Annotated in this window: 24 protein-coding genes; 11 read left to right on the forward strand and 13 right to left on the reverse strand. The window is 44.4% G+C overall.

The features are described from left to right. Nucleotides 1-97 precede the first annotated feature (97 nt). On the reverse strand, nt 98-517 hold the full coding sequence (locus NSU05_RS20580; protein ID WP_038429944.1) for a VOC family protein: 420 nt from the start codon (nt 515-517) through the stop codon (nt 98-100). 122 nt (nt 518-639) lie between these two features. Next, the gene (gene dnaB / locus NSU05_RS20585; RefSeq protein WP_003226923.1) at nt 640-2,004 is read right to left on the reverse strand and encodes a replicative DNA helicase; all 1,365 of its coding nucleotides are present in this window, start codon (nt 2,002-2,004) and stop codon (nt 640-642) included. Between the two features lie 169 nt (nt 2,005-2,173). Here dnaB and NSU05_RS20590 point away from each other — a divergent pair, with 169 nt between their 5' ends. Beyond that, nucleotides 2,174-2,374 (forward strand): DUF2188 domain-containing protein, encoded by a 201-nt coding sequence (locus tag NSU05_RS20590; RefSeq protein ID WP_003226922.1) that lies wholly within the window; start codon nt 2,174-2,176, stop codon nt 2,372-2,374. Nucleotides 2,375-2,421: 47 nt separating this feature from the next. On the opposite strand, the gene NSU05_RS20595 is transcribed toward NSU05_RS20590, so the two are convergent. Continuing rightward, on the reverse strand, nt 2,422-2,625 hold the full coding sequence (locus NSU05_RS20595; RefSeq protein WP_015250806.1) for a hypothetical protein: 204 nt from the start codon (nt 2,623-2,625) through the stop codon (nt 2,422-2,424). Between the two features lie 120 nt (nt 2,626-2,745). Between NSU05_RS20595 and NSU05_RS20600 the strand changes: the two genes are divergently transcribed. The 3 genes from NSU05_RS20600 to NSU05_RS20610 all read left to right on the forward strand — a co-directional run bounded on the left by NSU05_RS20600 (nt 2,746) and on the right by NSU05_RS20610 (nt 6,315). Further along, on the forward strand, nt 2,746-2,886 hold the full coding sequence (locus tag NSU05_RS20600) for a YycC family protein (RefSeq protein WP_003242786.1): 141 nt from the start codon (nt 2,746-2,748) through the stop codon (nt 2,884-2,886). A gap of 72 nt (nt 2,887-2,958) precedes the next feature. Beyond that, entirely contained in the window at nt 2,959-4,167 is a 1,209-nt protein-coding gene (locus NSU05_RS20605; RefSeq protein ID WP_038429946.1) for a CynX/NimT family MFS transporter, read from the forward strand. Between the two features lie 105 nt (nt 4,168-4,272). Then, nucleotides 4,273-6,315: a glycosyltransferase family 39 protein gene (locus NSU05_RS20610; protein WP_038429947.1), complete on the forward strand. Its 2,043-nt coding sequence runs from the start codon at nt 4,273-4,275 to the stop codon at nt 6,313-6,315. A gap of 36 nt (nt 6,316-6,351) precedes the next feature. Here the strand turns inward: NSU05_RS20610 and rplI are convergent, their stop codons facing one another. The 4 genes from rplI to NSU05_RS20630 all read right to left on the reverse strand — a co-directional run bounded on the left by rplI (nt 6,352) and on the right by NSU05_RS20630 (nt 10,117). Further along, the gene (rplI, locus tag NSU05_RS20615) at nt 6,352-6,801 is read right to left on the reverse strand and encodes a 50S ribosomal protein L9 (RefSeq protein WP_003226915.1); all 450 of its coding nucleotides are present in this window, start codon (nt 6,799-6,801) and stop codon (nt 6,352-6,354) included. Next, nucleotides 6,798-8,777: a cyclic-di-AMP phosphodiesterase GdpP gene (gene gdpP / locus NSU05_RS20620; protein WP_038429948.1), complete on the reverse strand. Its 1,980-nt coding sequence runs from the start codon at nt 8,775-8,777 to the stop codon at nt 6,798-6,800. Before gdpP ends, rplI begins: the two co-directional genes overlap by 4 nt. A 36-nt stretch (nt 8,778-8,813) precedes the next feature. Then, entirely contained in the window at nt 8,814-9,743 is a 930-nt protein-coding gene (locus tag NSU05_RS20625; protein WP_038429949.1) for a YybS family protein, read from the reverse strand. A 224-nt stretch (nt 9,744-9,967) separates the two neighbouring features. Next, nucleotides 9,968-10,117: a hypothetical protein gene (locus NSU05_RS20630; RefSeq protein WP_003226909.1), complete on the reverse strand. Its 150-nt coding sequence runs from the start codon at nt 10,115-10,117 to the stop codon at nt 9,968-9,970. Between the two features lie 145 nt (nt 10,118-10,262). Between NSU05_RS20630 and cotF the strand changes: the two genes are divergently transcribed. Further along, the gene (gene cotF / locus NSU05_RS20635) at nt 10,263-10,745 is read left to right on the forward strand and encodes a spore coat protein CotF (RefSeq protein ID WP_038429950.1); all 483 of its coding nucleotides are present in this window, start codon (nt 10,263-10,265) and stop codon (nt 10,743-10,745) included. A 29-nt stretch (nt 10,746-10,774) separates the two neighbouring features. Here cotF and hypR read toward each other — a convergent pair whose 3' ends face one another. Beyond that, nucleotides 10,775-11,152: a transcriptional regulator HypR gene (gene hypR, locus NSU05_RS20640; protein ID WP_033884417.1), complete on the reverse strand. Its 378-nt coding sequence runs from the start codon at nt 11,150-11,152 to the stop codon at nt 10,775-10,777. Nucleotides 11,153-11,356: 204 nt separating this feature from the next. Here hypR and NSU05_RS20645 point away from each other — a divergent pair, with 204 nt between their 5' ends. After that, nucleotides 11,357-12,286 (forward strand): manganese-dependent inorganic pyrophosphatase, encoded by a 930-nt coding sequence (locus NSU05_RS20645; RefSeq protein WP_003226902.1) that lies wholly within the window; start codon nt 11,357-11,359, stop codon nt 12,284-12,286. 32 nt (nt 12,287-12,318) lie between these two features. On the opposite strand, the gene NSU05_RS20650 is transcribed toward NSU05_RS20645, so the two are convergent. Further along, nucleotides 12,319-12,765 (reverse strand): DUF6376 family protein, encoded by a 447-nt coding sequence (locus NSU05_RS20650; protein WP_014478547.1) that lies wholly within the window; start codon nt 12,763-12,765, stop codon nt 12,319-12,321. An 11-nt stretch (nt 12,766-12,776) separates the two neighbouring features. Further along, nucleotides 12,777-13,097, reverse strand: a complete 321-nt coding sequence (locus NSU05_RS20655; protein WP_033884415.1) for a hypothetical protein — start codon at nt 13,095-13,097, stop codon at nt 12,777-12,779. Nucleotides 13,098-13,197: 100 nt separating this feature from the next. On the opposite strand from NSU05_RS20655, the gene NSU05_RS20660 reads away from it, so the two are divergent. Then, a complete protein-coding gene (locus NSU05_RS20660; protein WP_014478548.1) occupies nt 13,198-14,508 on the forward strand; it encodes an MFS transporter in 1,311 nt (436 codons plus the stop codon). Nucleotides 14,509-14,667: 159 nt separating this feature from the next. Then, entirely contained in the window at nt 14,668-15,405 is a 738-nt protein-coding gene (locus tag NSU05_RS20665; RefSeq protein WP_038429951.1) for a MerR family transcriptional regulator, read from the forward strand. Between the two features lie 37 nt (nt 15,406-15,442). On the opposite strand, the gene NSU05_RS20670 is transcribed toward NSU05_RS20665, so the two are convergent. Further along, a complete protein-coding gene (locus NSU05_RS20670) occupies nt 15,443-16,231 on the reverse strand; it encodes a hypothetical protein (RefSeq protein ID WP_038429953.1) in 789 nt (262 codons plus the stop codon). A 67-nt stretch (nt 16,232-16,298) separates the two neighbouring features. After that, nucleotides 16,299-16,688 carry a nuclear transport factor 2 family protein gene (locus tag NSU05_RS20675; RefSeq protein ID WP_038429954.1) on the reverse strand — a complete coding sequence of 130 codons (390 nt, stop codon included), beginning with the start codon at nt 16,686-16,688 and terminating at the stop codon, nt 16,299-16,301. A gap of 145 nt (nt 16,689-16,833) precedes the next feature. On the opposite strand from NSU05_RS20675, the gene NSU05_RS20680 reads away from it, so the two are divergent. Beyond that, on the forward strand, nt 16,834-17,673 hold the full coding sequence (locus NSU05_RS20680; RefSeq protein WP_038429955.1) for a pentapeptide repeat-containing protein: 840 nt from the start codon (nt 16,834-16,836) through the stop codon (nt 17,671-17,673). Between the two features lie 32 nt (nt 17,674-17,705). Here NSU05_RS20680 and NSU05_RS20685 read toward each other — a convergent pair whose 3' ends face one another. After that, complete coding sequence (locus NSU05_RS20685; protein ID WP_038429956.1) at nt 17,706-18,920, reverse strand: MFS transporter; 1,215 nt, start codon at nt 18,918-18,920, stop codon at nt 17,706-17,708. 187 nt (nt 18,921-19,107) lie between these two features. Here NSU05_RS20685 and NSU05_RS20690 point away from each other — a divergent pair, with 187 nt between their 5' ends. Next, nucleotides 19,108-19,986 (forward strand): LysR family transcriptional regulator, encoded by an 879-nt coding sequence (locus NSU05_RS20690; protein ID WP_038429957.1) that lies wholly within the window; start codon nt 19,108-19,110, stop codon nt 19,984-19,986. Nucleotides 19,987-19,999: 13 nt separating this feature from the next. Then, on the forward strand, nt 20,000-20,491 hold the full coding sequence (locus NSU05_RS20695) for a GNAT family N-acetyltransferase (RefSeq protein WP_046381480.1): 492 nt from the start codon (nt 20,000-20,002) through the stop codon (nt 20,489-20,491). Nucleotides 20,492-20,506 lie beyond the last annotated feature (15 nt).

The following is a 20,506-nucleotide window of genomic DNA, read 5'->3' on the forward strand; positions in this document are numbered from 1 at the left end:
ATCTATATTCGTTCGCTTCCATTCGTTTTATAAGCGTTTTCTCACGGTTTTGTCATAAAAATCTTGCGAAACTTTCATCCTTTAGCATAAGAAAGAATCACTTGCCTGATATCCCTTTTGAATTCATAAAAACGACCCGCCAGCCGTCCGGGTCCTCTATCGTCACTCCCCCATTGCTCCAGTACGGGTTCTCTGATTCGACCTCTTGATAGCCCATGTGCTTTAGCTTTGAAGTGATCGCTGCCAGTTCATCTGCATTCGGCACATAAAAAACAAGAAGGCTGTCGGGATGGGGAACGGGGTCAGTGCTTCCACCTTCATACTGGGTGAATTCCAAATGATAATCGGCATGAGGAAGGCCGAACATGACACCGTCATACCCGTTATGCTGTGAAAATTCTCCTATTCGTTTCAAACACAGTCCCTCTTCGTAAAAACGAATAATCTCATCAAGCTGGCCCGTAGGACGCGCAATTCGGATTTGTGCTGCTTGAAAAGACGAAAAACGTTTTCCCATATTGTTACCATCTCCTTTTTGCACCATTTTATTAAAACGCTTTCAAATTTTCATCCGCTGAGCGAACGGTATTTCTTCCATCTTTCGAATGAAAAAAAAACCCCAAGAGCAGCTCTTGGGGCTTATGCGCCGGGCGGAACGCCTGCGTCATCAAAACGCCGTTCCAGGTTGACGAATTTGTTGTATTCTTTTACGAACGCAAGAGACACGGTTCCTACCGGGCCGTTACGCTGTTTGGCGATAATAATTTCGATAATATTTTTATTCTCGGTTTCTTTGTCATAGTAGTCATCACGATAAAGGAACGCGACAATATCCGCGTCCTGCTCGATACTTCCTGATTCCCGGATATCAGACATCATCGGACGTTTATCCTGACGCTGCTCAACACCCCTGGAAAGCTGAGAAAGGGCGATAACAGGGACTTGCAGCTCCCTGGCAATCGACTTCAGTTCACGGGAAATTTCAGATACTTCCTGCTGACGGTTGTCCTTTGAACGACCGCTTCCCTGAATCAATTGCAGGTAATCGATCAAAATCATGCCCAGCCCGCTTTCCTGCTTCAAGCGGCGGCACTTGGCACGGATTTCACTCACCCGAATACCCGGTGTATCATCGATGTAAATCCCGCTGTTCGACAGGCTTCCCATTGCCATCGTCAGCTTGCCCCAATCCTCTTCGGTCAGGTTACCTGTACGGAGATTCTGGGCATTGATATTTCCCTCGGCACAGAGCATACGCATAACGAGCTGCTCGGCACCCATCTCAAGACTGAAAATCGCTACGCTCTCATCGGTCTTCGTCGCCACGTTTTGTGCGATGTTCAGGGCAAAGGCTGTTTTCCCTACTGACGGACGGGCAGCCACAATGATCAAGTCGTTGCGCTGGAAACCCGCAGTCATCCGGTCAAGCTCCGTAAACCCTGTTGGAATCCCCGTGATATCACCTTTTCGATTGTGAAGCTGTTCGATATTATCATAGGTCTGGACAAGGACGTCCTTAATATTTTGGAAGGCACTCGTGTTTTTGCGCTGTGCCACTTCCATAATCGTTTTTTCCGCTTCACTTAGTAAATCCTCGACCTCATCCTCACGGGTATACCCGTCTTGAGCAATCGTTGTCGCAGTTCTGATTAATCGGCGAAGAATCGATTTTTCCTCAACGATTTTCGCGTAATATTCTATGTTAGCCGCTGTCGGCACCGAGTTTGCGATATCTGTCAAATATGAAATGCCGCCTACTTCTTCCAGCAGGTCTGTGTTCGCAAGCTCTGATGTTACTGTCACCAGATCAACCGGTTCACCTCGGTCACCGAGCACCAGCATCGCATTATAGATTTTTTGGTGGGACATTCTATAGAAATCATCTGGAATCAATACTTCTGAAGCCAGTGTTAAAGCAGACGGCTGTAAAAAAATAGCGCCTAACACGGCTTGTTCGGCTTCTATATTTTGCGGAGGAAGCCGGTCATTCAGAAGGTCTGTCATGCTAAGCACCGTCCTCTCATTAAAAAATCTCCAACCTCCATTCTACCATTTCTACAGAAAAAAAATAGAAAAATTGTCTGTTTCCTGTTTTTTTCAGTTAGCAGATTGGATCGTTTCGGACAGTAACAAGGCGGGAAAAATGCAATAAAACATGAGGGAGGAATGAAAGATGATAAAGAAATATGCGATTACACCTAATGTTGATGCGGACGGCTGGTTTATTGAGGTGGAGAATGTAGCGCCGACAGCTTTGTATACGTCTAAAGACGCCGCTATTGAAAAAGCCAAACAGGTGGCTAAGGAAAACAGTCCGTCTAAGCTTGTAATTTATGACCAGTTTAAAAATGTGGAAGAAGAACACTCATTTTAATGAATGAAAGCCTTCGCTGCAGCGAGGGTTTTTTAGCGGTTATCGGTTTATTTCATCCATTGGATGCCTATGTGCATCATCAAATCTGCCGCTTTTTGATACAGATCCCACTCTCCGATCGAAGCAAATTTCCCCATCAGCTCCTGAAGCTTTAGCCTCACTGCTATATATTCTTCGAAAGTGACAGCTTTTTCAGTGTCTATTTGGTGTTCCTTCAGCATTTGTTTTAATAAAGACAACGGTGCGTGCATAAGAACCCTCCTTACCTCTTTTATAACGGTCATTTTCCGATTGCTCTATTCCTTTGTGACATCTTCTTACATTTCACATCTGATTCTTGTACAATGGACAGAAGAGAGGAGGGATCTTTTGTGAGACCTTTGCAAATTTCTGCTGAAACTGCACAAAAGCTTGCAGAGTCCTTGAATCTGCCGCTTGAACAGATCATGCATATGCCTCAGCATATTCTGCTTGCCAAAATGGCTGAACTGCAAAAAGAGGACAAATCATAGCCTTCATTCACATACTTGCTTACTTGTTTCGGGATAATATCATGTATATGTTAGAAAAGAGGAGTAACTGCTTTGCCACATCCACATAATAAAAAAATCCAATCATTTTGGCTGATCACCGGCATTATCTTTATCGCCTTTAACTTACGGCCCGCGATCACTTCAGTCGGTCCGGTCATCAGCTCTATCCGGGCAGAGCTGCACATGTCCAATGGGGCAGCCGGTTTTTTGACCGCACTGCCGCTGCTTTCGTTTGCAGTTCTTTCTCCGCTTGCACCTAAGCTTGGACAGCGCCTCGGAAATGAGCGAACTTTATGGCTAGGTCTCGTGATACTGCTTATCGGTGTTTTGACTCGTTCTACCGGTTATACTGCCGCTTTGTTTTTCGGAACGGCACTTATCGGCGTCGGGATTGCGATTGGTAACGTACTTTTGCCAAGCTTAATCAAACATAAATACCCTGAAAAGCCAGGGATCATGATCAGCCTGTATACGACATCAATGAATATATTCGCAGCTTTAGCATCGGGTGTCAGCGTTCCTTTAGCGACCCAGATGAATGGCGGATGGAAACAAGCCTTTCTCTTATGGGGCGGGCTGGCTTTGCTTGCATTGCTGATCTGGATACCTCAGCTGCGCCATCGAGATACGGCAAACCAGACAATGAAGCTGCAATCCAGTTCCATTTGGGCTTCCAAAATGGCATGGTATGTCACCATCTTTATGGGCCTGCAATCGTTTTTATTTTACAGCAGCATCGCTTGGTTTCCTGAAATCCTCCGTTCACACGGGATTGACACGGCAACAGCCGGATGGATGGTATCACTCATGCAATTTGCGAGTCTGCCTTCCACTTTTCTGACACCAGTTTTAGCTGACCGTGTGAAACAGCAGCGCGGTATCGTTGCGGCGCTGGCCTCAGTTTATCTGATCGGCCTTTGCGGATTATTAGCGGGCGGAAGCCATACATTGCTTGCCATCTGGATGATCATTATCGGTATCGGACAAGGCTCCAGCATTAGTCTGGCGCTCACTTTGATTGGTCTCCGCAGTGAAAATGCCCAACAGGCCGCTGCGCTGTCAGGCATGTCTCAGTCATTCGGCTACCTGCTGGCAGCAGTCGGGCCAATCTTTGTCGGCTATCTCTTTGACCAGACGCATTCTTGGACGATGCCGATTGTGCTTCTCATTGCTGCCCTGATCGTAATGGGAGCAGCCGGACAGGGAGCCGGACGAGATCGATACATTTTTCAGTCAGAAAAAAAAAGAAATTCAGCATAAAAGCGGGGTAAATATCTCCGCTTTTTTCTTTGAATATTTATGGTTTATTCATAAGTTTTTCATATTTGTTTTTTACAATGAGACACCATAAAGAGGTGAAAAACGATGAAAACCAAACGATTCGACGCAGCCCTTATTCTTATTTTGCTGGCAGCAGCTTTTTTGAATACGTATCACGTTTGGCAGGATGATACAGCGAACCAGTACTATTTGGCGGCTGTAAAAAGCATGACGCAAAGCTTCCATAATTTCTTTTATGCGTCATTTGACCCTTCTGGATTTGTGACAGTAGATAAGCCTCCTGTCGTGTTATGGATTCAAACGATTTTCGCACTGATTTTCGGTGTTCACACGTGGAGTGTCATCATTCCCCAGGCTCTTGCCGGAGTTGGGTCTGTATTCCTTCTCTACAGAATGATTAAGCCGACTTTTGGAATTGGGGCGGCCCGCATTGCCGCACTTGTCATGGCACTGACCCCTATCGCAGTAGCTGTCAGCCGGACAAACAATATCGACAGCATGCTTGTTTTTACCTTATTGCTCGGTTCAACTTGTCTGCTTAGGGCAGTAAAACAAGGCAAGCTGGTTTGGCTGCTGACGGCATTTGCCCTGATTGGGCTCGCCTTTAATATGAAGATGATGCAAGCGTTTATGGTATTGCCTGCATTTGTGTTATTCTACCTGATTGCATCTCGGGTTTCTCTGAAGAAAAAAATCGGTTCCCTGCTTCTGTCTCTTGTCCTTCTGACAGGCCTTTCACTCTCATGGGCGATTGCAGTGGATTCAGCCTCTACCTCAAGCCGGCCTTATGTAGGAAGCAGCCAGACTAACTCAGTGCTAGAACTGGCCTTTGGCTACAACGGCACAGAGCGTCTGCTTGGGCAAACTACGGGCCTTGCAAAGGGTGATATGAATGCTGCTGGCGGAGGGAACATGCAGAATCAAGACAACATGCAAGCGCCAAAATCATCTTTTTCTCAGAACGGAAATCAATCATTCGGAAACCATTCACAGGCGCCTCAGCCGCCTAACGGACAAACCGGCGCTCTCAATGGAGGCGGAGGCACACCTCCCACAGGTGGCAACGGACCTGGAAATGGAGGGCCTGGCGGCGGAAAAAGCATGAATATGTTCGGCACCGGTGATCCTGGCCCGCTTCGTCTTTTCCAATCAGCACTTTCCGGCCAAATCAGCTGGATGCTTCCATTCTCATTGATCGGATTACTGGGCGCAATCGTCAGCTGGTACCGTGATCGCCGCGGACATGCTGCTAAAATGAAAGAAACGCTATTCTGGGCGGCTTGGCTTGTTCCCGTGGCTGGTTTCTTCAGCATCGCAGGATTCTTCCACCAGTATTATTTGATTATGCTGGCACCGCCAATTGCCGCCCTTTCTGGTATCGGATGGTATACGATGCACCGCTTATACAAAAATAATAAAGACTGGTCCAGCTATCTTCTGCCGGCAGCCGTCTTGATCACAGCCGTGTTTCAGATGTATATTCTGAGCGCTTATACAAGCCAAATCGGCAGTGTATGGATGTATGTCCTGGGGCTCTTAGGACTGGGCATCACCCTTGCACTTCTGATGCTTAAACGCAGCCATCCGTTCAGTAAGCTGCTGACCATCATCAGCTTGTGCGTTCTGCTTCTCACACCAGTTTACTGGTCAGCAACGCCGCTTCTATACGGTGGTAACAGCGTCCTTCCTGAATCTGGCCCGCAGCTCAAAGGCTCAGCAAACGGCGGGAACATGTTCTCTTCAGAGGTCGACAGCGGGCTCCTGTCCTATCTGAGAAAACACAATACCGGCGAAGAGTATTTATTTGCTACTTTGACAACCGTAACAGCTGCGCCATACATCATTTACGAAAATGAATCTGTTATGGCAATGGGCGGATTTAACGGCACGGATCCCATTCTGACTGTGTCGGAACTGAAAAAACTAATCAAAGAAGGCAAAGTGAAATACTTCCTTCTGTCAGAAAACAACTCAGGCAACAGCGAACTTGTTTCCTGGATTAAGAAAAACGGAAAAGAAATAACATCTGGCGAGTACAGCGGTTCCTCCAGCAGCACAAACAGCGTGCAGGGAATGCGAAGAGGACCTGGTGGAGAAAGCCAGCAAACTCTTTATCTCGTGGAATAAAAAAAGAGGCTTGGATTCATCCAAGCCTCTTTTCTATTAAGCTTCTTCTTTTACATGTACCTTTAACACAGCCTGCACTTCAGGATGCAGTTTCACAGGCACGTTTGTATATCCTAATGCACGAATGCCGTCCGGCAGTTCAAGCTTCCGCTTATCTACTTTAATGTTATGATCTTTTTGGAGCTGTTCAGTAATTTGCTTGCTTGTCACTGAACCAAATAAACGGCCGCCCTCACCTGATTTTGCGCTAAGCTCAACAGTCAGTTTTTCTAATGTCTCTTTCAAGCTCTTAGCCTGCTCAAGCTCAGCAATGGCTTCTTTTTTCTCTTTCTGCTTTTGTCCGTTTAGCGCGCTGATGTTTGACGCGTTCGCTTCAACCGCGAGGCCTTTTTTAATTAGAAAGTTATGCGCATAACCGTCTGCTACGTTTTTGACTTCGCCTTTTTTTCCTTTTCCTTTTACATCTTGTAAGAAAATAACCTTCATCTCTGTACGCCTCCCTCAAAATACTCATCTATGGCGTGCTTCAGCCGTTCCAGCGCTTCAGAAACTGAAATGCCGGACAACTGAGTCGCCGCATTTGTTAAATGCCCTCCGCCTTCTAGGGCCTCCATGATGATCTGAACATTTACCTCGCCAAGCGACCGTGCACTGATACAAACCGTTTGTTCATCCCGTCTCGCCACCGCAAATGAAGCCTCAACCTCACTCATCGACAGCAGCGAATCGGCAGCCTGCGCAATCAGCACTTGATCGAAGTATTCCTCTTCATTTTCAGGAAGAGAAGCAATCGCAATGTTATCTTTATAGAGGACCGTATGCTGGATCAGCTTCGCCCGTTTAATATAGGAATCAACGGTTTCTTTCAGGAACTTCTGCACCAGCACCGTGTCGGCGCCTTTTGCCCTTAAATAAGAAGCCGCATCGAAAGTCCGCGAGCCCGTGCGGAGAGAAAAGCTCTTTGTATCCACTATTATACCAGCTAATAGGGCTGTTGCTTCAATCATATTGATTTTTAAGCGCTTCGGCTGATATTCAAGCAGCTCTGTCACCAATTCCGCTGTGGAAGAAGCGTATGGTTCCATATAAACAAGCAGCGGATCTCTGATAAACTCCTCACCTCTGCGGTGATGGTCGATGACCACGATATGTTCAATTTTATTGACCAGCCGTTCCTCCATGACGAGTGACGGCTTATGTGTATCAACGATCACAAGCAGTGTGTCATCATTGGAAATTTCAATTGCTTCTTCAGGCGTAATAAATCTTGACCACAGTTCTTCATATTTTTTGATTTCCCCAATCAAACGCTGCACACTTGATCCGATTTGATTTGGGTCAATCACGATAAAACCATCTTTGTTATTTGCCTGAGCCACCTTTAAAATCCCGATCGCTGCGCCGATAGAATCCATGTCGGGGAATTTATGCCCCATGATAATCACATTGCTGCTTTCGGTGACGATTTCCTTTAAGGCGTGAGAAATCACGCGGGCCCGCACCCTTGTTCGTTTCTCCATTGGGTTTGTTTTACCGCCGTAAAACTTCACCTTGCCGTTTGGCAGCTTAATGGCTACCTGGTCCCCACCGCGTCCCAGTGCTAAGTCCAAGCTGGATTGCGCCAAATCGCCAAGTTCTTTCAGGGAAGAGACTGAAGCCCCGACACCGACACTTAACGTCAGCGCTACACCGTCAAATGAGGTTTTTTCCCGCACTTCATCAAGAATCGAAAACTTCGAATTTTCGAGTTCAGTTAAGATGTGTTCATTAAGTACAGCGATAAAGCGTTCTGAAGACGTCCTTTTCAAGAAGATCCCGTACTCCTGCGCCCAAGCGTTCAGCAAAGATGTCACCTGGCTGTTCATCGTGCTTCTCGTCTGGTCATCCAATCCTTGTGTCACATCATCATAGTTATCAAGGAAAATATATGCCAGGACGGTTCTTTCGTTTTCATATAGCTTTTCAATCTGAATTTGTTCTGTTACATCAAAGAAATATAAGAGACGCTCATCCCGTTTGATGACAACCCTAAACTTGCGGTCATTCAATGTAACCGTTTCCGATTCCACCTCTTGTTTGATAAGCGGCACTACCGATTCACAAGTATCGTAAAGTGATCTCCCCACTAAAGTGCTTTCATTAAAGCAAGAGGAAAGAAACGGATTTGCCCATTCTATATAATATTGGTCATTAAAAAGCATGATTCCAATCGGCATTTCCATCAATGCCTCTTCACCGACTTTTTTCAACCTGTAGGACAACGTAGAAATATAAGCATCAATCTCTTTTCGAATAAGAGAATCAGCACGCTTAATAAAAAACAAAATAACTGCCAGCAGCAGCACTTCGACGGTTCCTAATATCCAGTTAAAATAAAAGCTGATGAGGATTGTAATAATTGACAGAGCAATCAATGCATAGATGGGATACCGAAACAGCGGTTTTTCATAAAAGCTTGGCATTTCTATCACTCCCCACCATGTGAGTAAAACTCATGTTCACTTCACCTTATTCCTTATATGAAAGCCCAAATCTAAAACGCCTAAAATGCGAATGGCCGCCATGAAGACCGGATGAACAAACCCAAGTATGACAGCAATCACAGCCGCAGCCTTTGGATATTGTTTCTTATGGCAATAGAAAAAGATAAATGATAAACCTTGGATGAAAATCAGAAACCCGAGTATAAACTCCCCATTTAAAGCGATAGAGTACAGCATTTGGCCTTTTTCTAAAGGCAAAAATGAAAGCATGACAATAATCAAATACAGTACTACAACACTTTGCGGAAACTTCAACTCTCTAAAAGGCTTTAGATTAGGAATATCGGGGGAGAATCGCCTTAAGAGCGGCTTAGCGATAAGGTAACTGAGGAAAGAAAAAATAACTCCTACCATCACAATAGCTGTTGGAAAAAGATATTGAACGATACCCAATTGTTCTTCCATCAGTTTTAATTGCTTCTCAAACTGTCCAGCATTGCCCGACTGCTTCGCTACAGTTTCTACAATATCAAGAGATTGCCGGTATTGTGTCATCGCCTCATCAATGATATTGATACCCAAAAACTGAATGCTTATCACAAAATAGAAGACAATACTAAGCATATAAATAAGAGCGCCCGAAATAATGGCGTGCCCGGGCTCTTTCCTTTTGAAAAAATGTCCCATGGCAATGCCGGCGCAAGCTGACATAAAAGCTACAATAAGCCCGTTAAAGGACCCGACAATAAAAACAACCGGAAGACTGACAGCGCCCATCCATATCCCTAGCTTCAATCCATGTCTGATCGTGTACAAGATCATTGGCAGCGGCAGTGCAAATAACAGAATTGTTCCAATCACAGGAACATAAACAACCAGAAGCGTAATGATCGCAAACAGACTGATTAAAATAGCACCTTCCATTAAAGCTCTCGTTTGTTTCACTTAGTCACCTCGTATCATCCTGAACATACGAATAGAAAAGAGCAGCATAAACGACTGCTCTTTTTCATCGCTGCAACATACGTTGCACCGAATGTTTTTATATCATCTCTAAATTTTACTTTTATATTTTAACATAAGTCCAAATCGCAAGTAAAATAACGCTAATGTTTCATGTGAAACATGAAAAATGAAAAGACATTCTTTGAAAAGAATGCCCATCACAATTAATGTTTATCATCCATAAAGCCAGAAGATTCCTTGTTTTTCTTTTTCGTTTTTCTGACATACATAAAAATTAAGATCACCAGTAAAAGGGTTGTTGCTTGCAGAACGCCGCTGCTAAACAAGAAAAAGTTCTTTATCATGTCCCACATTGTGTTTCACCTCTTTGTGCATGTTCTCAACCCGTATCCTATATAAGGTGAATTTCCCTTTTTAAAAACTTCAAAACATCATGAACAACATTGAGCATTGGGCATATGCTGATATGGAATCTGATCGATAAAGGAGAATTTTCACATGGATGAACGCAGAACATTGGCTTGGCATGAAACATTAGAAATGCACGAGCTGGTTGCTTTTCAATCAAACGGACTCATTAAACTGAAGAAAATGATAAGAGAAGTAAAAGACCCTCAGCTCAGACAGCTTTATAACGTGTCTATTCAGGGTGTTGAGCAAAATTTGAGAGAGCTTCTTCCGTTCTTTCCACAGGCTCCGCACAGAGAAGATGAGGAAGAAGAACGCGCAGATAACCCATTTTACAGCGGTGACCTGCTCGGTTTTGCCAAAACATCTGTCCGCAGCTATGCCATCGCAATTACAGAAACAGCAACACCTCAATTAAGAAACGTACTGGTCAAACAGCTGAATGCTGCCATCCAGCTGCACGCCCAAGTTTATCGATACATGTATCAGCATGGATATTATCTCTCTTACAACCTTTCTGAACTGTTGAAAAACGATGTCAGAAACGCCAACAGAGCCATTTCAATGAAATAAAACAAGCAGCAAAGGAGTTCCCTTTGCTGCTATTTCTGCTGATCCTTCACTAAGCCGTTCGAACGATAAGATTCCAGCACGTCTCTGTTGGATTCTCCCCATTCTTTCATTTGCAAAACAATCGGTTCAAGCGTTCGCCCGAATTCTGTCAGAGAGTACTCTACCTTGGGCGGCACCTGGTGATAAACCTCACGGTGCACGATGCCGTCCGCTTCCAGCTCCCTCAGCTGAAGAGTAAGCATTCTTTGAGTAATACTCGGGCAGATTCGCCGAAATTCATTAAATCGTTTCTTGCCATCTATCATGTGATAAAAAAGAATTCCTTTCCACTTTCCGCCAATGACATCTAGAGTAAATTCAACTGGACAGCCTTCTTTGTTCGGGTATATATTCTTTTTTCCACTCATTCTTGACCCTCCAATAGTACCTTTTTTGATACTACATTACATTTTGCAACTAAGCTACCCAGTATTTTACACACCTTTTCTCCTTAGCTCAAAGAAAATGCTTCTTATTCACATCAATTTTTAAGGGTTTGCATGATTACACCTGCAGCAAGACGTGTTAAACTATATAAAGATTACACTACTTAAAAAAGGATAGGAGCTATCATGGAAAAGATACTTATTTTCGGACACCAAAACCCAGATACAGATACGATTTGTTCTGCGATTGCTTATGCTGATTTGAAAAACAAACTCGGCTTCAATGCTGAGCCTGTCCGCCTCGGACAAGTCAACGGCGAAACACAATACGCGCTTGACTATTTCAAACAAGAAAGCCCGCGTCTTGTTGAAACAGCTGCAAACGAAGTAAACGGCGTTATCCTGGTTGACCATAACGAACGCCAGCAAAGCATCAAAGACATTGAAGAGGTTCAGGTTTTAGAGGTTATCGACCATCACCGCATCGCTAACTTTGAAACAGCTGAGCCGCTTTACTATCGTGCTGAGCCTGTAGGCTGTACGGCTACCATCTTAAACAAAATGTACAAAGAGAATAACGTGAAAATCGAGAAAGAAATTGCCGGCCTTATGCTGTCTGCGATCATTTCTGATTCCCTGTTATTTAAATCTCCAACTTGCACGGACCAAGACGTAGCAGCAGCAAAAGAGCTTGCGGAGATCGCTGGCGTAGATGCTGAAGAATACGGCTTGAACATGTTGAAAGCAGGCGCTGATCTAAGCAAAAAAACAGTGGAAGAGCTCATTTCTCTTGATGCGAAAGAATTTACGCTCGGCAGCAAGAAAGTCGAAATCGCACAAGTAAATACAGTGGACATTGAAGATGTGAAAAAACGCCAAGCTGAATTAGAAGCTGTGATCTCAAAAGTTGTGGCTGAGAAGAATCTTGATCTCTTCCTTCTCGTTATCACAGATATCTTAGAAAATGATTCACTTGCTCTTGCAATCGGTAACGAAGCAGCAAAAGTGGAAAAAGCGTTCAACGTTACATTAGAAAACAACACAGCCCTCTTAAAAGGCGTTGTTTCCCGTAAAAAACAAGTCGTTCCTGTCTTAACAGACGCAATGGCTGAATAAGCAAAAAGCATCCCGCGTCGGGATGCTTTTTCTTATTCACCCAACTTCTCAATTTGTCCCATCACATCAGTAATTTGCTTTGCGTTTTGGACCAGGTCTGACTGCTCCAATTCTTTAAGCGATACCTTGCCTTCCTCGGCTTGTTTCAACACATCTTCAGCGCTTTTCTGCAAGGTTTCGTTATGTTCCTGAATGGTTTGATGAATCTCCGCTGCGGCATCAGGCGGCGTTAATTCATTAAAATCAGCGGCAGCCTTCTGAATCGACTCAAGCTGCGCTTCAAGTTTTTCTTTCGCCTCGGTGTCATTTACAGCTTTCTCAGCCAATTCAGGCGCTTCCTCTGCAAATGTCTTCACCTTCTCCACATAACCAGCTGCTTCACTCGTATAGTTCAATCCGTCGTTCACCTGATCAAGCATGCCACATCCGCCTGCACTCAAAAGTCCCACTCCGGCAAGTACTGTCAAAATGATCTTCATCTTCAGCCCCCTTATTGTTTCTTTTTCATTTTTTCTTTTAAGATCGGAATCAATTTCTCTTTCGCTAACGGCAGCCCTTTCCTCACCAATTCACGCTTCAGCCACTTTTTCAGCTTAGACATTCTGATGCTCCTCTCCCTTTTTGGTAAAAATGAAAAAACTCCACCAATTTGGTGAAGTTCCTGAAACAAAAAGACCTTCACCAAATCAGATTTGGCAAAGGTCTCGCTAACAATGAGATTGCCAGCAAAGCCGAGGACACCTTGTCCCGTAATGACGACTTTACTGTGAAAGCTACTCCCCTTTGGAGTGTTCATTTTTATTACTTTCATTCTAAAGCACCGATCTGTTCCAGTCAAATTCCTGCCGTTTATATAAAAGCGCGCTGTGGTATTTAAAATTTGAATGGTTTTTCCATCAGGAGATCATGCTATGACAGAGGAGGTTTTCATCATGAGTCAAGAGCGCGTGAAACGGCCTGGGCATACCAGATGGTACATATCTTCGTTACTTAGCGGCATTATTATTCTTAATTATTTTGACCGAGTGGCCATCTCGGTAGCGGCCCCTGCGATACAAGATTCGTTTCACCTTACTGCAACTGAACTCGGCATCGTGTTTTCCATTTACACCTATTCCTATACACTGATGCAGCTGCCTGTCGGAAGTTTGCTGGACCGTTTTGGGGTCGCATGGGTCACGAGGGTTGGAATGACAATATGGAGCTTTTTAACGATCCTTCTTGCTTTTTTGCAAGGAAAATTGCTGTTGTATCTGTTCCGGTTTCTCATTGGGCTGACGAGCGCCTCTGCGTTCCCTGCTGCCTCTAAAGCAACCGCTCTCTGGTTTCCTCCAAGTGAGCGGGGATTGGCAAACTCACTGTTCGATTCGGCCGCCAAGTTTTCAAATGTAATCGGCGCGCCATTGGTCGCCTTTCTTGTCACAACATTTGACTGGCGTGTCGCTTTTTTGACGATTGGATGCATCAATGTGCTGTTTACGATCTTTTTCTGGCAGTATTATGAACAGCCTGAACGGCACAAACGTATTTCTAAAAGTGAACTAAACTATATTCAAAAACACAATGCCATTACAACAGAGCAAATCCCTTACAAAACGGGCCCGCTTTTAAAAAAGCTTTTCACCAATCGGAAAGTATGGGGCTTAATGATCGGATTTACAGGGTACGGGTATACATTCAACCTGCTGCTCACCTGGCTTCCGACTTTCTTTAAACATACATACGGTATGGATCTCATGTCGTCCGGTTTATTTACGGCAGTGCCGTGGCTGATCTCAACCATTTCCGGAATTGCCGTCGGCGGCTGGCTCGTCGATTATTTTATTAAGAAAGGCTATCCTAACACCAAGGTGTACCGAACCGTAATCATAGTCGGAATGAGCTTTGGCTTTTTCTTTTTAGGCTCCATTCTGACGAACAATATTACCGTAGCCATTATTTGCATTTCCATCGGACTCGCCGGAATTTCAGCAACCGCTCCGGTCGGCTGGTCCATCTCCGCAGAACTCGCGCCGATCGGTTCCGTATCCATGCTGAGCTCCATGGTGAATCTCGCAAACAACCTGTTCGGAGGCATTATTGCTGCGTCACTGACAGGGTATTTGTTTGATGTGACAGGCTCCTTTACACTCAGCTTTCTGGTAGCTGGTTTTGTGCTGTTGCTGGGATTGGTTTTTTATGTGTTTGTTTTAGGGGATGTAAAACGAATTAAACTGGAATGAAGAGTGCTTGCTGAAAAGCACTCTTTTCTTTGAATCCGCCAGGTGTTATTTTCTTTCTCCCACATTCACTAGTCTGTCTTCGGACGAAAACACCACCATTTTATCCTTGACTCCAACCAAAGGTAAGGCCTCATAGTGAAAGAAGAAAGGAGGAGTCGGATGGAGAAATTAACAGTAAAAGAACTATCCAATATTGCGAATGTCACAATCAAAACGCTTTATCATTACCACAAAATCGGCTTGCTAGCCCCAAAGGAAATAAGCGAAGCCGGATATCGGTACTATGGTGCTGACGAACTAAAAAGACTGCAGGAAATCCTTTTTTACAAAGAATTAGATATTCCTTTGTCAGAAATCAAAACATTACTAAATGAGGATGCTAAAAGAACAAGTACATTAGAAAAACAAAAAAAGCTGTTTGAAAAGAAAATTGAAAAGTATCAGCGTCTCATTCAAACAGTCAACACATCTTTAGAATACACGAGAAAAGGTGAAAACATGGATCATAAGGTAATGTTTAAAGGATTTGAAAGCGCTGAAGAATGGAAACAATCTTTAGCAGAACAAAATGGGTATTTAAAAGAGCGTTACGATTTTGAATTGGATACACATACAATCAATGTCGATGAAATGAACAAAATGGCAATAGAGGCTAAACATTTTCTTGATAGGATGGCTGATTTTTTAAGAAATGGTGTAACGTATCATGACCCTTCCGTGCAAGAGCATGTCATGAATCATCTTAAGTTCCTAAATCAGAACGGGCATCCGACAAGTAAAGAAGATTACGTAAAACAAACACGTTTTTTTATGCAAGATGATTTCCATAGAGGAATGTTAGAAGAGCAGCAAACCGGTTTATCTTATTATTTGGTTGTCGTTGCAGAACACCTGTAGTGTTTTGTCACCCTTTATAGGGTGACAGCCATCAGGATTACGAGACAGCCCCGCCAACAATCGAAACATTCTGCCGGTCCACGGCAAAACGCCGTCCGTTCCATTTCAATACGGTTTGAACATATCCCAATGAGTCGGCGTTATACCTTCCCGCTATCCGCTGGTACGCCAATAATTCGTATACGCCGTCTCTGTCAAAATCAACCGGATACAAGCCCGATAAAGGATTCACCCATCCTTCTATCGGCATTTTTAACACACCTTGGCTGTTATAAATCTCATTCAAATATTCCCTGCCTTTGTAAGTAAGGTCGAGGATATACGTTTCGTTTTGCTGATGACTGATGACGCTCGCTTTATATTGATTTTGATACCTCACACTGTACTTTAATTCATCATTCAATACATCTGAATTGAAAATTCGCCGGAACTGCCTGTTTAGATAGGCAAACACATATGCATAAATAGCACCGCCACTTCCCCCTGTATCCATTACCACTGCCACATCCTCAATCTTGTCGCCTGTCATATCCCCCAGAAAAAGTGACGGATTGTATCCCATATTGTTTTGAAGCTGAATCTGCTGCTCCTGATGGGTTCTGCCATCACGGATCACCAATGTGATATCTCTCCATAACGGGCTGCCGGGCATTTGATTTCCAGTTAGAAAGACCTCGTCAATAACGCCGTCTCCCGTTACATCGCCGCGGGTAGATGCAATGATTGCACGTGAGGAGACGGGCTGCCGAAATACGTATGGATGTTGAACAAATCCTCTGCTTTCATAAAACCAATAAGGAGCCATTCTGATGTCATACACATTCAATTGTGTCACCTTCCCTAATCAGCTGAATGAATCATTATATGCAGGAATGGCACATCAAAGACATATCTTACACACCAATTAAATCCGTACCATAAGAGTTATCGATTACACAAAGCCACTCGCCTTGCGCATTCTTCTTAAATACATAGGTCGCCCTTCTTTCCATCGCATACTCGGAGTCCTTTTTATCCGAATCAAGCAGTGTCTGAGAAAGGATGAGTACCGTGTCACCTGCTTCCAACAGGATCATTTCCCCTTGTGTCGGGACAATATGATGATTGAAATAGTTTGCAATCGTGATAAACGCTTTTTTGATTTCTTCTTTGCCTCGCGCGATCATGCCCGGCTTCACAACTAAAATGGCATCTTCCGAATAATAATTCATCAGTGTATCAAAATCTTCATTTTGGATTGCCAAATCACACGCAGAGATGATGTCTTTCAATTGCTGTTCCAAATGAATTCCCCCAATCATCATGATTGGATATATTATACATCGTTAGTTCACTGAAACCGTGAAAACAAAATGAAAAGTATCCTATTTTCCTATATAATCAAATAGATATATTTAACAAAGTACCCAAGTGAAGGGGTGGACATTATTGTCTGCGGAAGTAACGTTACATGACAATATACATCATGATTTAAGTGCGGATTGCCAGCACTGTTTTGGCCTGTGCTGTGTCGCCTTGCCTTATGCGAAGTCGGCAGATTTTGCTTTTGATAAAGACGGGGGCACACCTTGCCGCAACTTACAATCAAACTATCAATGTTCTATACATAAAGATCTCAGAGAAAAAGGATTTCGAGGCTGCTCTGCATATGAATGCTTTGGCGCCGGCCAAAAAGTATCCCAAATCACTTATGAGGGAAAGGATTGGCGAAACAGCCCCGAAACGGCCAACCAGATGTTTGACGTTTTTCCTATCATGCAGCAGCTGCACGAAATGCTCTGGTATTTACATGAAGCTCTTTCTATAGATATAGCCAAGCCGATTCATCCTGAACTGAGAACCAGTTTCGAAAAAATAGAAAGGCTCACCAGGCTCAGCAAAGAACGCTTGCTGACACTGCAGGTGGACGAGCATCGAGCTGAGGTCAATGAATGGCTGTTAAAAACGAGTGAGCTGGTGCGTGCCCAAGCCCGCCATCCAAAACTCCCGAAAAAAGTCAGCCGGGGAAGTGTCCTGATCGGCGCGAAACTGAAAGGGCTTGATCTGCGAGGAGCAAATCTAAGAGGGGCGCTGCTCATAGCCGCCGATCTGAGAAATGCCGATTTGAGAATGACAGACTTTATCGGTGCAGATATGAGAGACGCTGATCTCAGCGGCGCCGACCTGACCGGGAGCATCTTTCTGACACAGGCACAGGTGAACGCCGCCAACGGCGATTCGAACACAAAGCTGCCGCTGTCTTTACGAATCCCTGCCCATTGGAAATAAAAAAGGACCCGCTAACGGTCCTTTTTTACTGATCAATTCAATCCTTTTTCGTTCCTTTTATCCGGCACTTTCGCACTTCTTGCCAAGTATCCCGACAGCCATAACGCAACCAGCAGCATGAAGGTGATCATACCGACGACGCCCAGCCAGTGAAAAGCAGACCAGAATAGCCCTCCGACTGTTCCGCAAACACTTGAACCGGCGTAATAAAAGAACAAATACAGCGATGAAGCCTGTGCTTTGTTATGAAGGGCTCTCCTGCCCACCCAGCTGCTGGCAACTGAATGTCCGCCGAAAAAACCGAATGTAAAGAGGGCAATCCCCAGAATTTTCACTGCCAGCATACTGTTTATCGTGAATAAAGCACCTGCAATGACGATGAAAATATTCATCACCAGTATTTTTGGATAGCCATATCGATCAACCATTCTTCCAATGAAAGACGAGCTGAAAATGCCTACAATCATCACAATAAATATCCAGCTGGCAAATGCTTTATTAAGCGAATACGGCGGGCCCAACAGCACATACACAATGTAATTAAACAATGCAACATTGCTTCCGAGCAGCAAAAAACCAATGAGAAACAAGCTGAATAGTTTACGGTCCCTCAAGTGGCCGATCAGAGACATTCCCAATTTCCCGAGCTTCAATTTTCTTGGCGTAAAATGCCTGGATGGCGGCAAATTTATAAAAAATATAATACTAGCAATCAAACTAATGACACCAATTGCCCCCATCGCCATATGCCAATTCAAGTACTCGCTCAGGAGCCCGGAAACGATCCTTCCGAAAACGGCGCCGATTGCATTTCCGCTGATATATAGCCCCATCGCTGATCCAAGACTTCCGGGTTCAATTTCTTCCCCAAGATAAGCCATCGCAATCGACGGAAGGCCTGCGAGCGCAACGCCTTGAACAGTTCTCAATACGAGCAGTGTATGAAAGCTCGGACTGAAGGCCGATGCCAGACAGAGAACCGATGCGGCCAGCATGGAAATACCCATAATCGGCTTGCGCCCCCACACCTCGGATAATGAACCAAAGACAAGCATGCTCACAGCTAACAGCATTGTGGTAACAGATAAAGAAAGACTCGCCGCAGTAGGCGTTACATGAAATTCCCGCGTGAATTCCTCCATGAGCGGCTGTACGCAATATAGAATCGCAAATGTATTGAAACCCGCAGCGAAGAAAGCAAACGTAATTTTTCGAAAAACCGGTGTGCCTTTTTGAATGTATGTCATCGGGACTTTATTGGTCCCTCATCATGTTGTGGAGCACTGCCATTCATAAACAATCATCCTTTATTTCTTCCGAATTCAAACATCCTCGAGTCTGTTTATATTACTATCTTAGCACCGTTGATATATGTTGTATAATGCATATAAAATATTATTTTCATGCTTATATGTAATAAAGGAGGGATGATAATTGGAATGGGAACAACTTGAATATTTTCAAACACTGGCCCGAATGCAGCACGTCACGAAAGCCGCAAAAAGCCTCTCCATCACACAGCCTGCGCTTTCACGCTCTATCGCCAGGCTGGAAAATCATTTGGGCGTGCCGCTATTTGACAGGCAAGGACGATCCATTAGCTTAAATCAATACGGACACATTTTTTTGCGGCGGGTTCAGGCGATGATGAAGGAGTACACCGAAGGAAAAGAAGAAATCCAAGCCTTATTAAAGCCAGACCAAGGCGTAGTCTCTCTCGGTTTTTTACATACATTAGGCACCACGCTCGTGCCCGATCTCATCGGCTCCTTTCAGCAGGAATACTCCAACATTTCCTTCCAGCTGAAGCAAAACCACTCTTATTGGCTGCTTGAACGATTAAAATCCGGGGATCTGGACCTCTGTCTCCTCGCTTCGATTAAGCCTGAAAATCCGATCCAATGGATCAAGCTGTGGAGTGAAGAACTCTTTGTATTTGTGCCAAATGATCACCCATTAGCCAGTCGCGAAAGCATTACCCTGAATGAGATTGCCGGGGAGCGTTTTATTTTATTGAAAAAGGGCTATGCGCTTCGGATGACGGTCGATGAGCTGTTTGAGAAGGCCGATATACAGCCGAACATTATGTTTGAAGGAGAAGAAGCAGCTACTGCCGCAGGTTTTGTGGCAGCCGGACTGGGCATATCTATTCTCCCAGACCTGAAAGGCTTAGACCAAAGCAAAATCACCAAAATCCGCGTCAGCTGGCCGGAATGTCAGCGTGTCATAGGAATTGCCTGGATAAAAGGCAGGTTTTTATCACCGGTTGCTGAGACCTTTAAACAATATGTGATCAGCCATTTTTCTGAGTAGGGAGGATTCAAGCATGAATGTCAAAAAAATCACGTCAGAACAGGATTTACATACAGCGTTTGAAATCAGAAAGGCAGTATTTGTAGAGGAACAAGGCTGTCCCATTTCGGATGAATTCGATGAGTTCGATACACTCCACGGTGATTGCCAGCACATCCTGGCTTATCATCAGAATGTACCTGTTGGCACTGCACGTGTCCGTATCGTTGGCCACACGGGGAAACTGGAACGAATCTGCATTCTGAAGTCTTACCGCAAATTCGGTTTGGGAAAAGTGATCGTCGATGCATTAGAACGTATTGTGAAAGAACAAGGCATTTCTGCCTTCAAACTGCACGGCCAGACACAGGCGGCAGGCTTTTATGAAAAGCTCGGCTATCAGACTGCATCAGATGAATTTATGCTGGACGGCATTCCGCATGTGCTGATGACAAAACAAGACGATTCTGCTAGATTGTTCACAAATTTGTCACTTATGAGCATGAACGGTTCATTGGTATACTAATCACCGATTATGGAG

The organism is Bacillus sp. EU52, from assembly GCF_037964975.1.
GTDB classification, from domain to species: domain Bacteria; phylum Bacillota; class Bacilli; order Bacillales; family Bacillaceae; genus Bacillus; species Bacillus subtilis.